Below are 22,369 nucleotides of genomic sequence, written 5' to 3'. Positions count from 1 at the left end.
AGAAGACTTAGTAGATGTCTTTAAATCCTTTGTCTTATTAAGTGTAAAGCCCATAAAAAGTTTATGAGTCAAGACAGAACCTGGATATTGCTGGGAAGAAAAATATCAGGTGAGGCTACATTAGATGAACTAAGGGAGCTGGAGGCTTTGTTGAAAGAGGATGCAGCACTGAGTTATCAGGCATCCCTGATCAAGGAGCTGGAACTGAGTACACCTGACATAACGGGGGAAACGGAAACCGCGCTGGAAAAGCATATGCAGCGTATGCAGGAACTGTACCCGCAAGATTTTCAGGTAACAGCAAGTGGGCTGGTTACAGGACCGGAAATGCCGGAAAGCAGGTCCTGGCTGAGAAGGAACGGTATCAAAGCGCTGGTGGCCGCGGCTTCACTCATAGTAGTGGCAATGGTTGGATTATGGAGCCTGCGCGACCGTAAAGCACCCGACAATAAAGAACTCGTAAGCGAAATATCTACCCGCCATGGCTCCCGTACGATGGTAACATTGCCCGACGGGTCCGTTGTTTTCCTTAATGTAAGCAGTAAGCTGACCTATGATTACGGAAATGACAACAGCAGACAGGTGGTGCTGGAAGGAGAAGCATTTTTTGATGTATTTAAAGACGAACAAAGACCTTTTATTATCCATACAAAAAAGATGGACATTACAGTATTAGGGACAACTTTTAACGTCAGGGCTTATGAAGAGGACAAGACTGTAGAAACCTCATTAATACAGGGGAAAGTAGAAGTAACAATAAAAGGCGAAGTGCCAAAAAAGGTGATTTTATCGCCCAACCAAAAGATCGTTTTATTTAACGAAGAACAACAACCAAAGATGGTGTCAGTACCTGCCACAGTGGGTCCGGACAAAGAATCATACCGGCTGGAAGAAGTGACGGTAAATCCGCACGACAGTCTGGTAGCAGAAACAGCATGGAAGGAGAATTGTCTTGTGTTTAACAATGAGCGCTTTGCAGATATAGCGCTCAAGATGGAAAGATGGTACGATGTACAGATCATTTTTGCAGACAAACAAGTGGAAGATTACCGCTTTACAGGGACTTTTATTAACGAAACAGTTGACCAGACTTTAGAAGCGCTCCGGTTTACGTCTCCATTTCACTACCGCATTGAAAAGAAGAAAATCATCATTGAACGATAAACAGACCTTACAAGACAAGACTTATGAAGTAACTATGAACTATTTGAACTTTAACTATTGAACTATTTGAATTTTAACAACTAACAAAAAGTAAGGGGAAATGCGGCAACATTCCCCCTCAACCAAGATCAGCGAGGGACAGGTGTTTCATTTGGCGATGAGACCTGCCCGACATTTTATTGACCTTAAACAATCTAAAAGTATGGAAAAAACCAGACTTAATCTGTTTCTTTTACCTAAACCAAAGTCTCTCCTAAAAGCAATTCTACTGATGAAACTGGCCTTTTTGCTGACGCTCGTGACCTGTATGCAGGTGTCTGCCAGTGTATACTCACAGAAAAGGTTCACCCTTAACCTGGAAGATGTGAAGCTGGCTAAATTGCTTAAAATCATTGAGAAGCAAAGCGACTATCGCTTTGTGTACAGCAATGATGTAATTGCTGCTGATACGAAGGTGACGGTATCTGTAACAGATAAGACTGTAGAACAGGTATTAGACAAGGCATTAAGCAGCACCGGACTTACATTCCGCGTAATGTCTGACAGGCTGGTAGGCATTGCGCCCAAAAGTGAAGTAATAGCAGATATCAATATCAAAGGCCGTGTAACAGATGCTGCCGGTACGCCACTGGTAGGTGTAAGCGTACGTGTGGCAAAAGGCAATAAAGGCACTGTTACCAATATGAAAGGCGAATTCGAGATCGAAGCGCCATCTACTGCTACACTCGTATTCAGTTATATCGGCCATTTGGACCAGGAAGTAGCCCTTAACGGTCGTTCCACCCTCAACGTAGTAATGCAGGTAGATACCAAGGGCCTGAACGAAGTGGTGGTAATTGCCTATGGTACTACCAGCCGCAAGACCTTTACCGGTTCCCTGGCACAGATCGATGCAAAATCATTGCAGACACGCCCTGTAACAAACGTGTTCAACGCACTGGAAGGCGCAGCTCCTGGTATACAGGTAAACGCCGGCAGTGGTCAGCCAGGTGAAGGCCCTTCTATCCGCATCCGTGGTGTGGGTTCTATCAACGCATCCAGTGAGCCGCTGTATGTAGTCGATGGTGTGCCTTTTACCGGTAATATTTCCAGCATCAATACAGACGACATCGAGAGTATGTCCCTGTTAAAAGACGCTTCTTCTTCCGCCTTATATGGTGCCCGCGCTGCCAACGGCGTAGTGATCATCACTACCAAAAAAGGTAAACGCAATGGTAACCATATTCAATTCAAAGCCATGCAGGGTGTTACTTCCCGTGCTATTCCCGAATATGACCGCGTAAATGCTTATGAGTATTATCCGCTGATGTGGGAATCTTACAGGAATAGTTTAATATCCTCTACGGTAACGCTGGAGCAGGCTAGTCAGACTGCTACAGCCAATATCAAATCCCGCCTGGGTTATAATCCGTTTAATGTTGCCGACAACGACATCGTACGTACGGATGGTACTATAAATCCTAACGCCAAACTGCTTTATGAAGATGACCTGGACTGGACAAAAGCTGTTCAGCGTACAGGCAGCCGTGGCGATTATGGTATTAGTTTCAATGGCGGATCAGACAAGAGTGATTATTTCATCTCCCTGGGATATGTGAAGGAAAAAGGTTTTGTGATCAAATCAGATTTTGAAAGGATCACTGGCCGTGTAAACGTGAATACCACGCCGCTGAAATGGTTTAAGACTGGTATTAACGTGAATGGGTCTTATGTGAAATCTAACCAGGGGAATACTGTTGATAACAGCTCGTCCTATATAAACCCGTTCAACTTCACGAGAGGTATGGGTCCTATTTATCCCATTCATGTACATGATGCCACTACCGGTGCTTTTGTATTAGACCAGTATGGCAACCAGATCTATGACCGCGGTGATGGCTCACAGGGCGGACAGGCTGCAAGACCTGCAGGCGCCAATGCGGGCCGTCACGTGATCATGGAGACCGAACTGAACGACAACAGTTTTAAGCGTAATACCTTGTCTGCAAGAACATTTGGCGAGGTATCTTTCCTGCGTGACTTCAAATTTACGACCAACATCAGTGCAGATCTTACCAACGACCTAGTAGCTACTTTCGATAATACCAGCATCGGTGATGGCGCTCCTGCAGGCCGTGCCAGCCGTACTAACCGTGTGAGGACAGGCTTTACCTTCAACCAGTTGCTCAATTACAGTCATGCGTTTGGTTTACATCATGTAGAGGTACTGGCTGGTCATGAGAACTATGACATGACGTACAATTATTTCTACGGTTCAAGACAGCAGATCATCCTCGATAACGGCAACTCTGAACTGGGTAATTTTACCACTACCAACAGCCTGACTTCCCGTACCGATAAATACCGCACGGAGGGGTACTTTTCCCGTGCAAACTATAACTACAATGAAAAGTATTTTGCTTCAGCATCCTTTCGTCGTGATGGTACAAGCCGTTTCTCGAAAGACCTGCGCTGGGGTAACTTCTGGTCAATAGGAGGTGCATGGAAGATCAACAGTGAGGATTTCATGAAAGATATCCGTTGGATAGATCTGTTGAAAGTACGTTCTTCCTATGGTTCTGTAGGTAATGATGCATTACTGACTGCAACCTCTGATGCTATCTATTATGCATGGCAGGCATTGTATGAGCCTTATGCAAATGCTGACGAACCGGGTATGTTACAGAGCTCACTCACCAGTAACCTCGTGTGGGAACAGAATAAGTCTTTTGATGTAGGTGTTGACTTCAGCTTTTTACATGAGCGTGTAAGTGGTAGCATTGAATACTTCCACCGTCAGTCAGACAACCTCCTCTTCCGCGTTCCATTGCCACTGTCCAGCGGTTTGAAGGAACAGAATGCAAACGTGGGTTCTATGTGGAACAAGGGCTTCGAATTCCAGGTAGGTGTTGATGTGGTGCGTAACAAAGATTTCAAGTGGAATGTGAACCTGAATGCAACAACTTATAAAAACCAGGTAACGAAACTGCCGAAAGAAGAGATCATCAGCGGTACCAAGAAACTGATGGTAGGTCACTCACAGTACGACTACTGGGTAAGAGAATTTATGGGCGCAGATGAAGCGGATGGTGCTCCGTTGTACCGGGCGCAGAACACTGCTCCGACAGCGAACAACACTACCCGCATCACCAAAAACGGCGATACGGTAACCACATTGTTATCCAATGCCCGTTACCATTATTCAGGCAGTGCGATACCTGATGTATATGGAGGTATCACCAATACGTTTAACTACAAGAACTTCGAATTGTCCATCCTGGTAAGTTACCAGATAGGTGGTAAAGTATATGATCAGACATATCAGAACCTGATGCTGGGCGGCGTGTATGGCACTGCGTTACATAAAGACGCATTACAACGCTGGCAGAAAGCGGGAGATGTAACGAACGTTCCTAAAATGAACTTCGCCAATCCGACCAACCTTGCTTCCGGTACCTCTGACCGCTGGCTGACGGATGCATCCTTTGTGAACCTGAGAAGGGTGAGCCTGGGATACAATCTGCCTAAAGCATATACTTCTTTATTACACCTGGCAAGTGCCAACATTTTTGCGAGCGGAGAGAACCTGTTCCTGAAAACAGCGCGTAAGGGCATGAACGTAACACAGTCTTTCACTGGTGTTACATCAAACGTATACGTACCTGCCCGCGTAGTAACCCTCGGTATTAATGTTACACTCTAAAATGGAAAAAAAGATGACGAAGAAATTATTATATACACTCATAGCTGTACCTGTTTTAATTTTTAGTGCCTGCAGTAAGGACTATTTAGATACCAATCCGACTGATGCCTATCCGTCAGAGTCTGTGTTTACAACCGTTGACAATGCATGGTCTGCCATCAATGGTATACACCGTGCATTGTACATTCAGTATGATAACCAGGACCAGGGTGGTCAGGGTAGTATCATGATCAACAATGACATGCTGGGCGACGACCTGGTAATGACGGCGGCTGGTAATGGCTGGTTCAACTCAAACTATCAGTGGGTGACACACCGTAATGCTTCTGCTGCATTTCTGAAATTCACTTACCTGTTCTATTACAAGATCATCGCTAATGCCAACATGATCATTGATAATATTGACAAGGCAGTGGGAGATGATGGCGACAGGAAGGTGATCAAAGGACAGGCGCAGGCATACCGTGCATGGGCTTACTGGAACCTGGTACAGATGTATGGCAAACGTTATGATGCCACTACCGACAACTCACAGGATGGTGTGCCGCTGGTGCTGACAAGTACTACCGCAGGCCAGCCAAGAGCAACAGTAGCGCAGGTATATGCGCAGATGGTGAAGGATATTGATGATGCTATCGTAAACCTGGCAGGTTTCAATAACAAGCCTAAATCACATATCAGCATTAACGTAGCAAAGGGTATTAAAGCACGTATCGCGCTGACTATGCAGAATTGGGAAGTTGCGGCAACTTATGCAGCAGAAGCAAGAGCAGGTGTGGAGCTGATGAGCAATGCCGATTACAAGACGGGTTTTAATGATGTGAGCAATAAAGAGTGGATGTGGGGCAGCCACCAGATCTCTGAGCAGACCACTTATTTCTACTCTTTCTTCGCCTTTATGTCTGCGAATTACAACTCTAGCAATATCAGGACGAATCCTAAGGCGATCAACTCTGTATTATACGGTAAGATTACGAATACGGATGTGCGCAAACAGGTGTGGAGCAATGATGGGCAGGACGTACCGGTACCTCCGAATGGCGCGAGATATCCATACATCAACAAAAAATTCCTGGTAGCTACTGCCTCCAGCATTGGCGACGTTCCTTTGATGCGTGCCGCTGAAATGTACCTGATAGAAGCAGAAGCAATGGCACATCTGGGACAGGATGGAGCTGCAGCGGATGCGCTGTATACGCTGGCGGTGAACCGTGATCCGCAGTATACAAAAAGCATTGCTACCGGCGATGCCTTACTGCAGGAAATTCTGACACAACGCCGTATCGAACTGTGGGGTGAAGGTTTCCGTTTTTATGACCTGAAACGCCTGCACCTGCCGTTGAACAGAACAGGGGCTAATCATACTACTGCATTAACAGCCGGAGCGATGGAAGTGCCTGTTGATGATATCCGTTGGGAGTTTCTGTTCCCACAGGATGAGATCAATGCCAATAAGGCTATCAGGCAGAACCCGATCTGATAATATTCAGCAAATCTAAACCGAAAAAAGGGCGTTCGCATTAGCGGACGCCCTTTTCAGTATGATTAAGTTTGTTGACGGTTTAAATACCTGCAGCTTCCTTTGCCTGCGCCAGTATCTTCTTTACCTCACTTACCTGTGTTTTGGAAATACCATATTCAGGTACACCTGGAATACCGCCCATACTCACGTTAGGGTTACGGTACTGCATACCGCTTTCCTCATAAGCTTTGGCAGTGGTGTGAAATTCGGCAGCGCCGGTCTCTTTTACCAGTTCGGCAATGTTGTGGGCGCGTACGCCTGAACCTACCATAATGGCAATGCGTCCTGCTGCTTTTTCTACCAATGTTTTCAGTAAAGGGATACCCTCGGTAGCGGTGTTCCTTTGGCCGGAGGTCAGGATACGTTCACAGCCGGTTTCGATGATATCTTCCATTGCCTGCAGCGGATCTTCCGTCATGTCGAAGGCGCGGTGGAAGGTAACGCCCATTGGCCAGGCCAGTTTCACAAGCTCTTTTGTACGGGCTACATCCACTTTACCATCTGCAGTTAACAGGCCGATCACCACACCATTACATCCCAGTGTTTTGCACAGTTTGATGTCTTTCTGCATGACGGTAAATTCCATGTCGTCATACAAAAAGTCGCCACCACGGGGGCGAATGATAGGATAGAGGTCGATATTCACCTTTTCACGCGCCACTGCAATAGTAGCGTAGCTGGGAGTGGTGCCGCCTTCCAGCAGGTTATCGCATAATTCTATTCGCTGTGCGCCTCCTTCTTCAGCTGCAATGCAGGAAGCTACGGACGCAGCACAGATTTCAAGCGTGATCTTCTTGTCCATTCTTTTTATCAGAAATAGTGCTTGCCGTCTATCAGGATGTTATTTTCCTTTTCAGACTTTACAGCATAGTTAAATCCTTTCTGCAGGCAATATGCGCCATGCTGACCTTTTTTATTGATAGCAAGGAAACCTACCTGTAAGCCCTGGGCTCTTTGTTTATTCTTCTTTACGATACGAGTTACTGCCTCTTTGCATGCCGCTTCAGGAGAATATCCCTGGCGCATCAGTTCTACTACGAGGAAGCTGCCAACTACGCGGATCACTTCTTCACCTACGCCGGTGGAGGTGGCAGCACCTACTTCGTTGTCCACGTACAGGCCGGCGCCTATGATAGGGGAGTCGCCTACGCGGCCATGCAGTTTATAAGCCATACCACTGGTGGTGCAGGCGCCGGAGAGGTTGCCGTTGGCATCCATGGCGATCATACCGATAGTATCATGGTTATATACGTTTCCCGGCAGTTTTAGCGGGTTAAAAGCCGATTCTTTCTCCGGACCATAGGAAGTGTTCTCTATGTTCATAATAGGCTTGTATTCGGACTTTTTCAGCCATTCACGCCATGCCTTCTCTGATTCAGGTGTAAGCAGGTTCTCTTTTTTAAATCCGTTGGCCAGTGCAAACTGGAGAGCACCATCGCCTACGAGCATCACGTGAGGTGTTTTTTCCATCACAGCACGTGCTACGGAAATGGCGTGTACAATGTGTTCCAGGGCGGCTACAGAGCCACAGTTGCCCAGTTCATCCATAATGCAGGCATCCAGGGTAACACGGCCATCACGGTCGGGATATCCGCTGTAACCAACGGTATGATTGTTAGGGTCTGCTTCCGGTACTTTTACGCCGGCTTCCACTGCGTCGAGGGCACGGCCGCCGGTTTTCAGTACATCCCAGGCCGCTTCATTGGCTGCACGGCCAAAGTCCCAGGTAGATACGACAATGGGTTTTGCCTTTGTTCCTTTCACAAAAGGCGCTGCGTGTGCCGGTTTAGATGTAATGCCATCTAAAGATAAAGCAGCGGCACTTAGTGCCGCTGCTTTCAGAAAATGTCTGCGATCTTGCATAATGCTTTATTTATGATACCGGATGTCCGGCCGAAAGTTTAATCTTTCATTTCCCAGGCTAGTGCGCTGGCGCCTAATATCGCTGCATCACTTTCTTTCAGCTCGGAGAACACCAGCTTAACCTTGTTCTGGAAGATAGGCAGCAGGTTTTTCTCCATGTGCTCACGTACGGGTTTCATGATCATGTCGCCTGCCTTTGTCAGACCACCGAAAAGAACGATGGCTTCAGGGCTGGAGAACATCACGAAGTTAGCTAAGGCTTCACCCAGTATTTTACCGGTGAACTGGTATACTTCCACAGCCAGTGGGTCGCCCTTCATAGCTGCTTCATATATGATCTTGGAGTTGATCTCTTCTTTTGGATGTTCGCGCAGAATGCTTTTGGTTTCCGGACGGTTAGCCAGGAATTCCAGTGCTGTATTGGTTACACCGGTAGCGGAAGCATATGCTTCCAGGGAACCGTGAGCACCGGTACCAGGGTGATATCTGCCGCCTGGTATCACGATACAGTGACCCAGCTCGCCGGCAAAACCATCATGACCATAAATCAGCTGGCCATTGGCAACGATACCGCTACCTACACCTGTACCCAGGGTAATAACGATAAAGTCTCTCATGCTTCTTGCTGCGCCATACTGGAATTCACCCAGTGCAGCTGCGTTGGCGTCGTTGGTAAGGATAGCCGGTACGCCGAATTTCTCACCCAGCAGTTTAGCCAAAGGAACTACGCCTTTCCAGCGAAGGTTAGGAGCATACTCGATGTTCCCTGTATAAAAGTTACCGTTTGGTGCACCTACACCGATACCTCTGATGTTTTCGATACCACCAACCTGTGCTATCAGTACGGAGAGATGCTCATGCAGCTCATCCAGGAAGCCATGAACGTCTTCGTGTTGATTTGTAAGCATACGGCCATCACACAGAATATTACCTCTGCGATCTACTATGCCAAACTTTGTATTGGTTCCGCCAATATCAATGCCCACCGCTAATTGCTGACTCATAATCTATTCCCTGTGATTTTAATATGTTTTTAACTCTGAATGCAAAGAAAGCCAGGTATGCGAAGCATATCACAGCTACAATGTAAGAATAATGAATACCTATTGAAGGAATGTCTGCCAGACCACCCTGAACCGGAGGGATCAGTGAACCTCCCAGGATCATCAATACAAGGAAAGAGGAACCCTGGCTGGTGTATTTACCAAGACCTGCAATAGACAGTGCGAAAATGCATGACCACATTACGGAACAGAACAAACCACCGCTGATGAAAGCGAAGATGGATACTGAACCGTTAGTGCAAAGACCTATTACCATGGCCAGAATACCAAGCAGTGCAAATATCATGAGGGTTTTCGCAGGCTTTTCCTGACCGGCAAAGAAACCAATGATCTGAACAACCAGCACCCAGGCGTACGGAAACAATACACTAACATCTGTACCCTTCAGATGGTTTGCACCCAGCACGACGCCGTAAGCAATAAACGGTACGAATACGGAAAGTATCTGACGGGCAGTTTTGGAAAGATTGAATACGGTGATGGCGCCAGTCCAGCGGCCCACCATCATACTACCCCAGAAAAGGGATACATAAGGGTCGATCTGGGACTCTGACAGGCCTTCCGGTGTCAGGAAGCCCGGATGTTTAAGCAGGGCGCCCATGTTGCTGGCAATAGTTACTTCTACGCCAACATATACGAAGATGCCGATCATACCCATGATCAACTGAGGATATCTCATTGCTCCCCAGCCATGACCGTCCTGACGGGCTTTACTGAGGGAGTAATAAAGAATACCAAGGATACCTACGATACCAACGACAAAGAAAGGTAATCCCAGATCAGCCGTTTCGGAAAATCCGATGGAAGTCTTGATCGCATTCAGTACGATACCGACCATGATCAGAATGAACATAGCGGTGATACCTCCCAGTGATTTACTTGCACGTGGAGACTGTTCAAACGGTTCGTCAGAAGTACCTTTCGGCATTTTGGAGAACCAGAAGATAGCAGCAGCTACCAGGAACAATACGATCAACAGAACGTACAGCGTATTGATTTTGCTGATGTCAGTATCTGCAGAAACGGAGGCATCTTTAGCGGAACCAAAGAGCAGGATGCTCACCACTAATGGTCCGATGGTGGTACCGAAAGAGTTAATACCTCCGGCCAGGTTCAGACGGTGAGTACCTTTTGCAGGATCGCCTAATAAGATGGCAAAGGGATTCGCAGCAGTCTGCTGCAGAGAAAAGCCCAAGGCAACAATAAAGAACGCACCGAGAATAAGATAAAAGGCCATAGTGGCATCAGCCATTTTATTACCGATGTTCACAGCAGCGATCAGCGCTACCGCACCTACTACGGAAATAAGTAGGCCATAAATGATCCCTTTCTGGTAGCCGATCTTGTTTAGAATATCTACGCCCCGTATTGCTGAAAAGAGATACAACAGTAACGAGCCGATAAAGTAAGCGCCGTAGAACGAGAAATCTATCAATTGCGATTCCAGTTGTCCCAGATGAAAGTGGGCCTTACAGAAGGGAATGAATATGCTGTTTGATGCAGCAACAAATCCCCAGAAAAAAAATACAAGTATCAGTACAAAGAAAGATGGATGTGTACTTTGCTTTGTTTGTTGAGCCATAAACGTGTTAAATTACTGTAATTTTTGCGCGATAAATGTATAAATTATTTTCCGAGAATTCCTAAATTTTCAAAATAAATGTGCCTATTTTCCTGAGGCAAAAACGTTTTAGCTAATATGTTATAAAATTTCTATTTAAATTGGACATAGACTGATTAAAATTCCGGATTGAGAATAAAAAAGCGTACTTTTTGAGCTAATTAAGATGGGAATTTAACTTAAATCTATTAAAAAAGCTGATTTGGTTGCAAATTCCTATGAAATGCAGAAATAGTTAACTAAGTTCGCAAAGATCAATCAAAATCATTAAAATTTATAAACAGGAAGTAATGGCTAACACCGCAACGACGCTTGCGCCGCCCAAACGGGCCGGCTATGTGCAGGCACTCAGTATTCTGGGGATTCTTTATTTCATTATGGGGTTTGTAACGTGGGTGAACGGAACACTGATACCTTTCCTGCGCATTGCATGTGAGCTTAATATCTCAGAAGCGCTGCTGGTAACGTTCGCGTTCTATCTGGCTTACTTCTTCCTGTCAGTGCCTTCTTCTTTTATCATTAAAAAGACGGGCTTTAAGAACGGCATGGCCCTCAGCCTTGTAGTAATGGCTGCCGGCTCCCTTATCTTCATCCCTGCTGCCAATGCACGCAGCTTCGGCCTGTTCCTGACCGGTCTGTTCGTACAGGGCGCAGGACTTTCCTTATTACAGACAGCTTCCAACCCATATGTAAGCATCATTGGTCCCATAGAGAGTGCTGCTAAACGTATCAGCATCATGGGTATCTGTAACAAAATAGCAGGTGCTGCCAGTCCGCTGATCCTCGCTTCCATCGTACTGAAAAATGCTACAGAACTGGAGGCAAAGATCGTGGCAGCTACTGATCCTGTAGAGAAAGCCGCTTTACTGGATAGTCTGGCTTCCCGCGTGATCGTGCCATATATCGTTATGGCCATTATACTGGTTTTACTGGCGGTAGTCATCAGCCGTTCTTCCCTGCCAGAGATTGAAACAGATAAGAATGGTTCATCTGATGGAGCCGGTAAATCGGTTGCAGATAACAGAACAAGCGTTTTCCAATATCCTTACCTGTTGCTGGGTACGCTGTGTATCTTCGCATATGTAGGGGTAGAAGTAATGGCCGGAGACGTGATCGGTACTTATGGTTCCGCCCTGGGTATGAGCCTTGATAAAACCAAGTACTTCACTACATTCACGCTGCTGGCGATGTTGGTGGGATACATTGTCGGCATCATCGCTATTCCGAAATATCTTTCGCAGGATATGAGCTTACGCATCTCCGCTATCCTCGGCATCATATTTACTGTATGTGCTTTCATGACCACAGGGTTTACCTCGGTTACATTCATCGCCTTACTTGGATTGGCCAATGCCCTGATGTGGCCTGCTATCTGGCCCCTGGCCATCGATAAGCTGGGCGCTTTCACCAAGATCGGTTCTGCTTTCCTGGTAATGGGTATTGTAGGTGGTGGCGTGCTGCCGCTGATATACGGTGGTCTTTATAACAAAGAGGGGCTGTTTGGCTTCCTGTATTCAGACACCATGGATTTCAGACATGCCTTCCTGTACTGTATGGTGCCTTGCTACATTTACATCCTGTACTATGCCATAGCAGGGCATAAAGTAGGTAAGAGATAATCGTACTTTATGATAGAAAAAGCCTTCCGTTGCAACGGAAGGCTTTTTTATTTTTAGTACTGGTCGTCCAGTGCAAAGATCGGTTTTCTGTTCATCCATCTTCCTCGTGTGAAATCCGGGATGTACTGCACATTCCCACCTTCGGCCACTGATTGTTCGCTCAGTGGTGTGATGGCATACCAGGTAGCCAGATCATATACATCCAGGGCATAAGGTGCGCCCCGTTTGATACTTTCCACAAAGGAATTGATCACATACCAGTCCATGCCGCCATGGCCTGCACCGGCAGCGCTGCTGGTGTAACGCTTCCATAAAGGATGATCATACCTTGCCATATAACTACCGGCATCTTTCTCTGTGCCTGCTTTCTCCCATTCATCATAAGGGCTTTTTCCTTCTACATAGATCGAATCGAAATCGTCCATCCACAGGCCATTAGTGCCCTGTACGCGGAAGTTGAGCGAGTAGGGGCGCGGAGAGTTGGTATCGTGTGATAACATGATGGTCTCGCCGTTATTGGTGCGGATCAATGTGGTGACAATATCGCCCAGCTTAAATTCTACTTTAGCATTCGGATGGTTTTCACCGCCATTATCCACGATGTACTTGTGTAAGCCCCTTGGTTTAGTGGCTACAGAAGTGAGCGACAGCAGGCGGTTGCCCCGGTTAATATTGATCATATTGGCAACAGGGCCGAGGCCATGCGTCGGGTACAGGTCACCATTGCGGTGTACACTATGATTCGTACGCCATTTGGCTTCTGACATTGCTTTCTCGCCAAATTCAACGCCGCCGCCATACAACTGTTTACCGTTGTTGAATTTTACCTTGCGCAGGTCATGCTGGTAACCGCCCTGGAGATGTGTCAGTTCGCCGAAAAGACCTTGCCGTACCATGTTCAATACAGCCATCACATCCCGGCGGTAGCATACGTTCTCCATGCCAAACAACGGAACGCCGGTGTCTTCACTTGTATCAACCAGGTTCCAGCACTCCTGGATGTCGGAGGCGCCGCATACCTCCACTGCTGGTGTTTTACCCGCTTTCATGGCAGCGACAGCCTGTATGGTATGCCACTCCCAGGGAGTAGCGATGATCACTCCATCGATATCATCGCGTTTCAGCATGTTGTAAAAATCTTCAGGGCCGTTGCTGTATTCGGCCACTTTTTTCTTACCGCCGTAGGCTTTCGAGATCAACTCGCGCGACTTAGGGATAGCCCATTGGGTATCAGGGTCGCAGATGGCAATAACGTCTACATCCTCGCGGTGAAGGCATAGTTCCAGGTGCCCTTGTCCGCGGGCGCCTACTCCGATCAATCCTAGTCTTACTTTTTCTTTTTTGGTGTTTGCAAAGAGGCGGGCGGGCGTGTTGAGAAGGGTCAATCCTACACCTGCTGCCACAGTGGTTTTGAGAAAGTTTCTCCTGTGAAAGTGCTGCTTTTTCATGCGTTGTTTGGTTTTAGCCCTTGCTAAAAGATCGAGACTGCTGGTGTATGTAGTTGATGTCTAAAAGTATAGAAAATGTGTTATAGTTGCTATAGCCCTTGTAAAATAGTTTCCGGCTGGAGGCACATTGTGTGTGCAGAGCCGCGGTGCACCTGCCATGTACCGTGTTATCAGGATAAAACGATGCGCACGCGATGGGGTATCAATATAGTATGTATTCGGTACCAATCCGGTACCAATGGCCTCATCTTATGTTCATCTTACGTTTAAAACGTAGGATGAACATAAGATGAGGCCATTGGTACCGGATTGGTACCGGATTGGTACCGGATTGGTACCGGGAAGATATGGAACATCCGATAAAAGTTTTAGGGAAGCGCGCTAAACCGGTTCTCCTGTATTTTAGCTTTCCCTACATCAATTTTCTCCTGTTGTATACTTAACGCCTTATTAAGCATTATTTTTAGATGTATACTCAGATACAGCATGTATCGGAATAAACAAAACAGGTCTATTACTACTGATTGCGCCGGGAGCAATTCCGGTTCCACGAAAGACAAACATCATAGATGAGAAAATTTCTATTAATGGCGGGGCTTTGCAGTACCCTGGCCACTGCTCATGCGCAGGAAATTGCCCCTTATGGTGCACTGCCCTCAAAAGCCCAGTTAGCCTGGCAGGACATGGAATACTACATGTTCATCCACCTGGGCCCGAATACCTTTACTGACAATGAATGGGGACATGGGGATGAAGATCCGAAAGTGTTCAATCCGAGTCAGCTGGATGCCCGTCAGTGGGCGCGTACTGCGAAACTGGCAGGGATGAAGGCCATCATTATCACCGCTAAACACCACGATGGTTTCTGCCTCTGGCCCAGTAAGTACAGCACTCATACCGTAAGGGAAAGCGCCTGGAAAAACGGGAAGGGCGACGTGCTGAAAGAACTGTCTGTCGCCTGTAAGGAATATGGCCTGAAGTTCGGTGTATACCTCTCTCCCTGGGACCGGAACCATCCTGCCTATGGCACTCCTGAGTACAACCAGGTATTCTCCAACACGCTGAACGAAGTGCTCAGCAGCTACGGCCCGGTATTCGAGCAGTGGTTCGATGGGGCGAACGGAGAAGGTCCGAATGGCAAAAAGCCGGTATATGACTGGGACCTCTTCCACAATACAGTGTATAAAAATCAGCCTAATGCCATCATCTTCAGCGACGTAGGTCCTGGTTGCCGTTGGGTAGGTAACGAAGATGGCATTGCCGGCACTACCAACTGGGCCACCCTGAATGTAGCAGGTTTTACGCCTGGTAAAGGGGCCCCTGCTCAGTCGGTGCTGAATGAAGGTAACATGAACGGTGAGAAATGGATACCTGCAGAATGCGATGTCTCTATCCGTCCGGGATGGTTCTATAGTGCTTCTACCAACTATAAGGTAAAGAGTGTGCAGCACCTGCTGGATATCTATTATGGCTCGGTAGGACGCAATAGCAATATGCTGTTGAACGTACCGGTTGACAGACGCGGATTGATCTATTCGACAGACTCTATCCGCCTCATGGAATTCAGGCGCTTCCGGGAGGCGACCTTTAAGAACAATCTGGCACTGAAAGCAAAGGTAACTGCTACAGTCACCCGTAAAAACAATACGAAAGTAAACGTACGCAACCTGATAGACGGCAATAACAAGACTTACTGGGCCACGCCTGATAACGAATTGAAAGGCAGCATCAGGCTGACATTTGCAGCGCCTGTGGTATTCAACCGGGTGGTACTGCAGGAGTACATCGCGCTGGGACAGCGTGTGAAGTCATTCTCAGTAGAAGCGCTGATCGATGGCGCCTTTAAAGAGATAGCGACTGCCACCACCATCGGCCATAAGCGCATTTTGTCATTCCCCGATGTGACAACTACACAGGTTCGTATTAATATACTCGATGCACTGGCTTGTCCGGTGATCAGCGAAGTACAGCTGTACAAGGCGCCGGGCTTACTGGCAGTGCCTGTTATATCGCGAGACAAACAGGGGAATGTAAGCATTACCTGTTCTTCTCATGATCCGGAACTGCATTATACATTGGACGGCACGGAGCCGAAGTTTACTTCTCCAAAGTATACCGGGCCCTTCCCACTGCCGGATGGCGGTATCGTGAAAGCGAAAGCCTTCCTGGACAAGGGAAAACAGGCGAGCGCGATGATAACCACTATATTTGACATTGCACCTGCCAAATGGAAGGTGACGCATACTGATGGCCATGCCAAAGGTTTTGACGGCGAGAAGGCAATAGACGGTGATCCCGAGACTTTCTGGAACAGCAGCGTGAAGCCTGATACAGCAAAATACCCGCATGAAATCCAGGTAGATCTGTCGGATGTGCTGACACTCACCGGCTTTACTTATACTCCGAGACATCTGGTGACACAATCCGGTGCTATCTATAAGTATGCATTCTATGTGAGTGCAGATGGCAAACATTGGGGAGACCCGGTGGCACAGGGAGACTTTGCCAACATAGCAAACAATCCTGTGACACAAACAGTCCGATTTAACAATCCGGCGAAGGGGCGTTTCATCAGACTGGTGGCAGTTGCTCCCGCCAATGAAAAGGAGCAATGGGCCAGTGTGGCAGAACTGGGTGTACTTACGAAATAATTAAATAGTTGATTTTCAGTAACTCCCCGTCAGGCCGACGGGGAGTTTTTTGTTATATGTATTTTTAAAATCTATGTTGGCCCGTAATTTGCAACTACCTATCTGATAATTTAACTTACCGTCCTTAATTTTTTTGACCGCAGAAAAAAATAATAGTATAACTTTGCGTTTGATTTTATTAAAGACAGTTTTTAACAATTTAATGCTGAACTGAAGTTGGAAAACTTTGCGGCCCATAATCTTTCTGCATATCATCCTTCTCTGATGGAAGGAGAGTACTCTATTGGGTTCAATGTCTTTAGATATCTTTCCCGACGACCTCGTATTTGATAGCGTTCGCTCACATTAATGCACGCTATCGCAGCACCGTGATATAACTCAGTCACACAAAAAAGGTGTTTTTTTATCCAGCAATGGATTCCAGATTATTAATTTATTGATTACGTTTTCAATTGACAAAATTGGAAAATCCAAATATCATTGTCAGGGTTGCTACCGCTGACGATAAGCATTATGGCAAAACCATCACTGACGAGATGGAATCTTCCGCCAAGGCACGTGGAACAGGTATTGCCAAACGTTCTCCTGAGTATGTCCAACTTAAGATGGAGGAAGGTAAAGCCGTTATAGCAGTAACAGATAAGGGCGAATGGGTAGGCTTTTGCTATATAGAAGCCTGGGGACATGAAAAATTTGTGGCCAACTCAGGGCTTATCGTGAATCCTGCCTTCAGGGGACATGGTGTGGCCAAGGCCATCAAACATCGTGTGTTCGAATTGTCAAGAGAGAAATACCCTGACGCTAAAATATTTGGTCTGACTACAGGGCTTGCCGTGATGAAGATCAACTCGGAACTGGGTTACGAACCGGTAACTTATTCAGAGCTTACAGATGATGATGAGTTTTGGAAAGGATGCCGCAGTTGTGTGAACTTTGATGTGCTGACAAGCAAGAACCGTAAGAACTGTCTGTGTACGGCGATGCTGTACGATCCTGTGGAGAAGGCAAAGGAAGAGGCTGAGAAGAAAGAGGCAATGAAAAAGGCCACGCTCAGCATTACGACAGAGCCGGCACATCCTCAGCCACAGGTGCTGGTAGCCGCAAACGGGCAGATGAAACACAACAAAAAAGCCAGGAAGTTCAAAGAGAACTTCAAGCTTTTCGAAAGGTGGCTGCGGTTCAAAAGATTTGTGCTGCTGAAGAGCGGAAAGGAAGGCGTCGGCGGCGGCAGTGCACCATCTAGTAAGAAGAAATTCTTCTTCCTGTTCAACTTATTCTAAAAGATCATTTTATTACTATAACGCATCGCCCATACATGGTATGGAGAAGGAGCACAATCTTATCATAAATGAAAAAAGTAGTACTTGGATTTAGCGGAGGGCTTGATACTTCCTATTGCGTAAAATACCTGACAGAAGAAAAAGGGTATGAAGTGCATTCAGTTATTGTCAATACCGGTGGTTTTTCAGCGGAAGAACTGCAGGAAATTGAGAAACGCGCATATAGCCTGGGAGTAAAGAGTCATAAGACGGTAGATGCAGTACGTTCTTACTATGATAGTGCTATCAAATACCTGGTATTTGGTAATGTGCTGAAGAATAATACTTATCCGCTCAGCGTAAGTGCAGAGCGTGTTACACAGGCACTGGTAATTGCACAGCATGTGAAAGAACTGGGCGCTGATGCAGTAGCGCACGGTAGTACCGGCGCTGGTAACGACCAGGTACGTTTCGACATGATCTTCCATATCATGATCCCCGGTGTTGAGATCATCACGCCGATCCGCGATATGCGACTGAGCCGTGAAGAGGAGATTGCTTACCTGAAAGGTAAAGGCGTGCAGATGAACTTCGAGAAAGCAGCTTATTCTATTAATAAAGGCATCTGGGGTACTTCTGTAGGTGGTAAGGAAACACTGACATCAGACGGATTCCTGCCGGAAGAGGCATGGCCTACCCAACTGTCCAAACAGGATGTTGAAAAGGTATCTCTGCAGTTCGTGAAAGGTGAACTGACCGGTGTGAATGGTAAGACCTTCAGTCATCCGTCAGAAGCTATCCAGCACCTGCAGGCAATAGCTGGTCCGTTTGCTATCGGCCGCGATATCCATGTAGGCGATACCATCATCGGTATCAAAGGCCGTGTGGGTTTTGAAGCTGCTGCGCCTGTGATCATCATCAAAGCGCACCATGCACTGGAAAAACACGTATTGACCAAATGGCAGCTGAGCTGGAAAGACCAGCTGGCACAGTTCTACGGTAACTGGCTGCATGAGGGACAGGTAATGGACCCTGTAATGCGCGATATCGAAGCCTTCCTGCAACACAGCCAGGAGCATGTAACCGGCGAAGTATATGTTACCCTCCAGCCTTACCGCTTCCAGGTAACAGGTATCAAGTCTGAATTCGACCTGATGAGCAGTAAGTTTGGTAAATATGGTGAAATGAATAGTGGCTGGACAGGTGAAGATGTAAGAGGTTTCAGCAAAATATTCGGTAACCAGACAATGATCTGGCATCAGGTGGCAGAAAGTGCGAAAGACAAATAGCCGGAGGCGCAAAACACAAGAAAATGGCAAACGACAAGAAAATAAAGGCAGGGATCATTGGTGGAGCAGGATATGGCGGTGGTGAAATGATCCGTCTTTTATTGAATCATCCCAACGTAGAGATCTCTTATGTAAATAGCCGGAGTAACGCCGGTAATCCACTGTACGCTGTACATGCCGACTTGCTGGGGGAAACTGAACTTACCTTTACAGGGGAAGTCAGCAGCGACATAGATGTATTATTCCTGTGTCTCGGACACGGAGAAGCAAAGAAATTCCTGGAAGAAACGGAGATCGCTCCAGCTGTAAAAGTGATAGACCTCAGCCAGGACTTCAGGCTGGGAGAGACGGTGAAAGGAAGGGAGTTCGTGTACGGATTGCCTGAAATGCAGCGTGAAAAGATTGTTACAGCCAATAATATTGCTAACCCGGGTTGTTTTGCAACAGGTATCCAGTTAGGATTGTTGCCATTGGCTAAGGCGGGTTTGCTGCAGGAAGTACATACCACCGGTATCACAGGATCCACCGGTGCAGGACAGAGTTTACAGGCTACCTCTCATTTCACATGGAGGGCCAACAACATCTCCACTTACAAAGTACTGAGCCATCAGCATTTAAAAGAAATACGACGAAGTTTACAGCTGTTGCAGCCGTCCTTTGCCGGCGACGTGAATTTCGTACCGGTACGCGGGGATTTTCCAAGAGGTATCTGGGTAACCTCTTACCTGCAGAGCGATTTGTCGCTTGAAGAAGCGCAGCAGCTGTATAAAGCCTACTACGCAGGACATCCGTTTACACATGTGAGTGATAAACAGATAGACCTGAAGCAGATCGTGAACACCAACAAATGCCTGCTCCAGCTGGAGAAGGTAGGTAACAAACTGGTGATCCACTCAATTGAAGATAATCTGCTGAAAGGTGCATCCGGACAGGCGGTGCAGAATATGAACCTCATGTTCGGACTGGATGAAACTGCGGGATTAAGGCTGAAGTCTATTGTATTTTAAACTATGCCCAACCTGGTGCCAATTTTTTACAATCTTCCGTATAAAACGGAAACAATCTGAGCTACGATGCAATTATTCGACGTATATCCCATCAACGATATCACTATAGAGAAGGCTGCGGGTTCCAACGTATGGGATGCGCAGGGCAATAAATATCTTGACCTGTATGGCGGTCATGCTGTAATTTCTATTGGTCATACACATCCTCACTACGTTCAGCGTTTAACAGACCAGTTACAGAAAGTAGGTTTCTATTCCAACTCTATCAAAATACCATTGCAGCAGCAGCTGGCAGAGAAACTGGGTAAAATTTCCGGTAAGGAAGATTATCAGTTGTTCCTTTGTAACTCAGGTGCTGAAGCCAATGAGAATGCGCTGAAACTGGCCTCTTTCCACAATGGAAAGAAGAAAGTGATTGCATTTAAAAAGTCTTTCCATGGCAGAACTTCACTGGCGGTAGCAGCTACCGACAATCCGAAGATCGTAGCGCCGGTGAATGAAACTGACAACGTAGTATTCCTGCCCTGGCAGGATGAGGCGGCTTTGGAAGCGGCTTTTAAACAATATGAAGTATCTTCTGTTATCATCGAAGGCATTCAGGGAGTAGGCGGTATCCAGGTAGCTGGCGAGTCTTTCCTGAGAAAGATCAGAAGCCTTTGCGATGCACATAACGCAGTGTTTATTGCTGATAGCGTACAGTGCGGTTATGGCAGAAGCGGTAAGTTCTACTCTCACGATTTTGCTGGTGTGAATGCAGACATTTACACAATGGCAAAAGGAATGGGTAATGGTTTTCCTATAGGTGGTATTATCATTGCTCCGCATATTAAAGCTTCCTACGGCCTGCTGGGTACCACTTTCGGGGGTAATCACCTGGCATGTGCAGCAGCGCTGGCAGTACTGGAGGTGATAGAGCGGGATAACCTGATGGCCAATGCTGCGAAGGTAGGCGGTTACCTGATAGAACAACTGAAAACATTCCCGCAGGTAAAAGAAGTAAGAGGAAGAGGATTGATGATAGGTATAGACCTGCCTGAGTCACTGAGTCATGTAAGGAAGGAACTGCTGTTCAAGCACAGGATCTTTACAGGTGAAGCAAAACCAAATGTAATAAGACTGCTGCCTTCCCTGGCGCTGACCATGGAACATGCAGACCAGTTCCTGACTGCATTCAAACAGGAAGTAGAGAAAAACTAAACAATCATCATTACAGAGCCATACAGAAAATGAAACAATTTATTTCCGTAGATGATGTGCCAAGTGTCCCGCGTTTAGTGGAGATCGCACTGGAGTACAAAAAACAGCCTTTCAAAGACAGAACATTAGGACAGAACAAGACGCTGGGAATGATATTTCTGAACCCAAGTCTGCGAACACGATTGAGTACGCAGGTGGCGGCGAAGAACCTTGGAATGGAAGTAGTGGTATTTAACATCGATAAGGAAGGCTGGCAGCTGGAAATGAATGATGGCGCTATAATGAACGGAAATACTTCGGAGCACGTAAAAGAAGCCGCTGCCGTAATGGGACAGTACTTCGATATAATGGCGATCCGTACGTTTCCGGGACTGAAGGACAAAGAGTCTGATTACAAGGAAAAATATATCAATCAGTTCATCAAATACGCAGGCGTGCCTGTATTGAGTCTGGAAAGCGCTACTCTGCACCCATTGCAGAGTTTAACAGACGTGATCACCATTAAGGAGCAATGGCAGCAGCCACGCAAACCGAAGGTGGTGATGACCTGGGCGCCGCACGTAAAGCCCCTGCCACAGGCTGTTCCCAACTCTTTTGCACAATGGATCAATGCCTGGGGTGAAGCTGATTTCGTGATCACACATCCGAAAGGATATGAGCTGGATCCGAAATTCAGCGGCAATGCGCAGATAGAATACGACCAGGATAAAGCCCTGGAAGGTGCGGACTTCGTGTATGTAAAGAACTGGTCTTCGTATAAAGATTATGGCAAGATCACCTGCACAGACAGCAGTTGGATGGTGACGAACGACAAGCTGAAGGGAAGCAACCAGGCAAAAGTGATGCACTGTTTGCCGGTAAGAAGGAATGTGGTAATAGCTGATGAAGTACTGGATGGACCTAATTCCATTGTGATCCCTGAAGCGGCTAACCGTGTATGGGCGGCACAGGCAGTATTAAGCCAGATCTTAAAAGGTTAATTT

At 46.8% G+C, this 22,369-nt stretch carries 15 protein-coding genes and 1 pseudogene; 11 read left to right on the top strand and 5 right to left on the bottom strand.

Annotated features, from left to right (window positions below):
* The first annotated feature begins 63 nt into the window (after positions 1–63).
* The 3 genes from L3C95_RS24825 (at position 64) to L3C95_RS24815 (ending at position 6,326) form a co-directional block, all read left to right on the top strand.
* On the top strand, positions 64–1,164 hold the full coding sequence (locus L3C95_RS24825) for a FecR family protein (RefSeq protein WP_236391844.1): 1,101 nt from the start codon (positions 64–66) through the stop codon (positions 1,162–1,164).
* A gap of 271 nt (positions 1,165–1,435) precedes the next feature.
* Positions 1,436–4,846, top strand: coding sequence for a TonB-dependent receptor (locus tag L3C95_RS24820; RefSeq protein ID WP_236391841.1), 3,411 nt, complete (start codon positions 1,436–1,438; stop codon positions 4,844–4,846).
* A gap of 13 nt (positions 4,847–4,859) precedes the next feature.
* Complete coding sequence (locus tag L3C95_RS24815; protein ID WP_236391839.1) at positions 4,860–6,326, top strand: RagB/SusD family nutrient uptake outer membrane protein; 1,467 nt, start codon at positions 4,860–4,862, stop codon at positions 6,324–6,326.
* Between the two features lie 82 nt (positions 6,327–6,408).
* Here the strand turns inward: L3C95_RS24815 and L3C95_RS24810 are convergent, their stop codons facing one another.
* Genes L3C95_RS24810 through L3C95_RS24795 form a run of 4 tightly spaced genes read right to left on the bottom strand, consistent with a single transcriptional unit; the run spans position 6,409 to position 10,877 of the window.
* Positions 6,409–7,170 (bottom strand): copper homeostasis protein CutC, encoded by a 762-nt coding sequence (locus tag L3C95_RS24810; RefSeq protein ID WP_236391837.1) that lies wholly within the window; start codon positions 7,168–7,170, stop codon positions 6,409–6,411.
* Between the two features lie 8 nt (positions 7,171–7,178).
* Positions 7,179–8,231, bottom strand: a complete 1,053-nt coding sequence (locus L3C95_RS24805; protein WP_236391835.1) for a N(4)-(beta-N-acetylglucosaminyl)-L-asparaginase — start codon at positions 8,229–8,231, stop codon at positions 7,179–7,181.
* Positions 8,232–8,269: 38 nt separating this feature from the next.
* Positions 8,270–9,235: an ROK family protein gene (locus L3C95_RS24800; protein ID WP_236391833.1), complete on the bottom strand. Its 966-nt coding sequence runs from the start codon at positions 9,233–9,235 to the stop codon at positions 8,270–8,272.
* Positions 9,207–10,877: an MFS transporter gene (locus L3C95_RS24795; RefSeq protein WP_236391831.1), complete on the bottom strand. Its 1,671-nt coding sequence runs from the start codon at positions 10,875–10,877 to the stop codon at positions 9,207–9,209. The genes L3C95_RS24800 and L3C95_RS24795 overlap by 29 nt, the downstream gene beginning before the upstream one ends.
* 329 nt (positions 10,878–11,206) lie before the next feature.
* On the opposite strand from L3C95_RS24795, the gene L3C95_RS24790 reads away from it, so the two are divergent.
* Entirely contained in the window at positions 11,207–12,535 is a 1,329-nt protein-coding gene (locus L3C95_RS24790; protein WP_236391829.1) for a sugar MFS transporter, read from the top strand.
* A gap of 53 nt (positions 12,536–12,588) precedes the next feature.
* Here L3C95_RS24790 and L3C95_RS24785 read toward each other — a convergent pair whose 3' ends face one another.
* Positions 12,589–13,983: a Gfo/Idh/MocA family protein gene (locus tag L3C95_RS24785; protein WP_236391827.1), complete on the bottom strand. Its 1,395-nt coding sequence runs from the start codon at positions 13,981–13,983 to the stop codon at positions 12,589–12,591.
* Between the two features lie 569 nt (positions 13,984–14,552).
* Between L3C95_RS24785 and L3C95_RS24780 the strand changes: the two are divergent.
* The 7 genes and pseudogenes from L3C95_RS24780 to L3C95_RS24755 form a co-directional block, all read left to right on the top strand.
* Positions 14,553–15,908 (top strand): annotated as a pseudogene (locus L3C95_RS24780) (alpha-L-fucosidase); the annotation flags it as partial.
* 150 nt (positions 15,909–16,058) lie between these two features.
* Positions 16,059–16,634: a discoidin domain-containing protein gene (locus L3C95_RS35265; RefSeq protein WP_410683534.1), complete on the top strand. Its 576-nt coding sequence runs from the start codon at positions 16,059–16,061 to the stop codon at positions 16,632–16,634.
* A gap of 461 nt (positions 16,635–17,095) precedes the next feature.
* Positions 17,096–17,914: a GNAT family N-acetyltransferase gene (locus L3C95_RS24775; protein ID WP_236391823.1), complete on the top strand. Its 819-nt coding sequence runs from the start codon at positions 17,096–17,098 to the stop codon at positions 17,912–17,914.
* 68 nt (positions 17,915–17,982) lie between these two features.
* On the top strand, positions 17,983–19,182 hold the full coding sequence (locus L3C95_RS24770; RefSeq protein ID WP_236391821.1) for an argininosuccinate synthase: 1,200 nt from the start codon (positions 17,983–17,985) through the stop codon (positions 19,180–19,182).
* 23 nt (positions 19,183–19,205) lie between these two features.
* Positions 19,206–20,189, top strand: coding sequence for an N-acetyl-gamma-glutamyl-phosphate reductase (gene argC, locus L3C95_RS24765; RefSeq protein WP_236391819.1), 984 nt, complete (start codon positions 19,206–19,208; stop codon positions 20,187–20,189).
* 66 nt (positions 20,190–20,255) lie between these two features.
* Complete coding sequence (locus L3C95_RS24760) at positions 20,256–21,386, top strand: aspartate aminotransferase family protein (RefSeq protein ID WP_236391817.1); 1,131 nt, start codon at positions 20,256–20,258, stop codon at positions 21,384–21,386.
* Between the two features lie 29 nt (positions 21,387–21,415).
* Positions 21,416–22,366 (top strand): N-acetylornithine carbamoyltransferase, encoded by a 951-nt coding sequence (locus tag L3C95_RS24755; protein ID WP_236391815.1) that lies wholly within the window; start codon positions 21,416–21,418, stop codon positions 22,364–22,366.
* The last annotated feature ends 3 nt before the right edge of the window (positions 22,367–22,369 follow it).

It is taken from the genome of Chitinophaga filiformis (assembly GCF_021646545.1).
In the GTDB taxonomy this organism is placed as follows: Bacteria; Bacteroidota; Bacteroidia; order Chitinophagales; family Chitinophagaceae; genus Chitinophaga; species Chitinophaga filiformis_A.
Note: the sequence above shows the minus strand (reverse complement) of the source record. Positions and strands in the feature narration are given on the sequence as shown.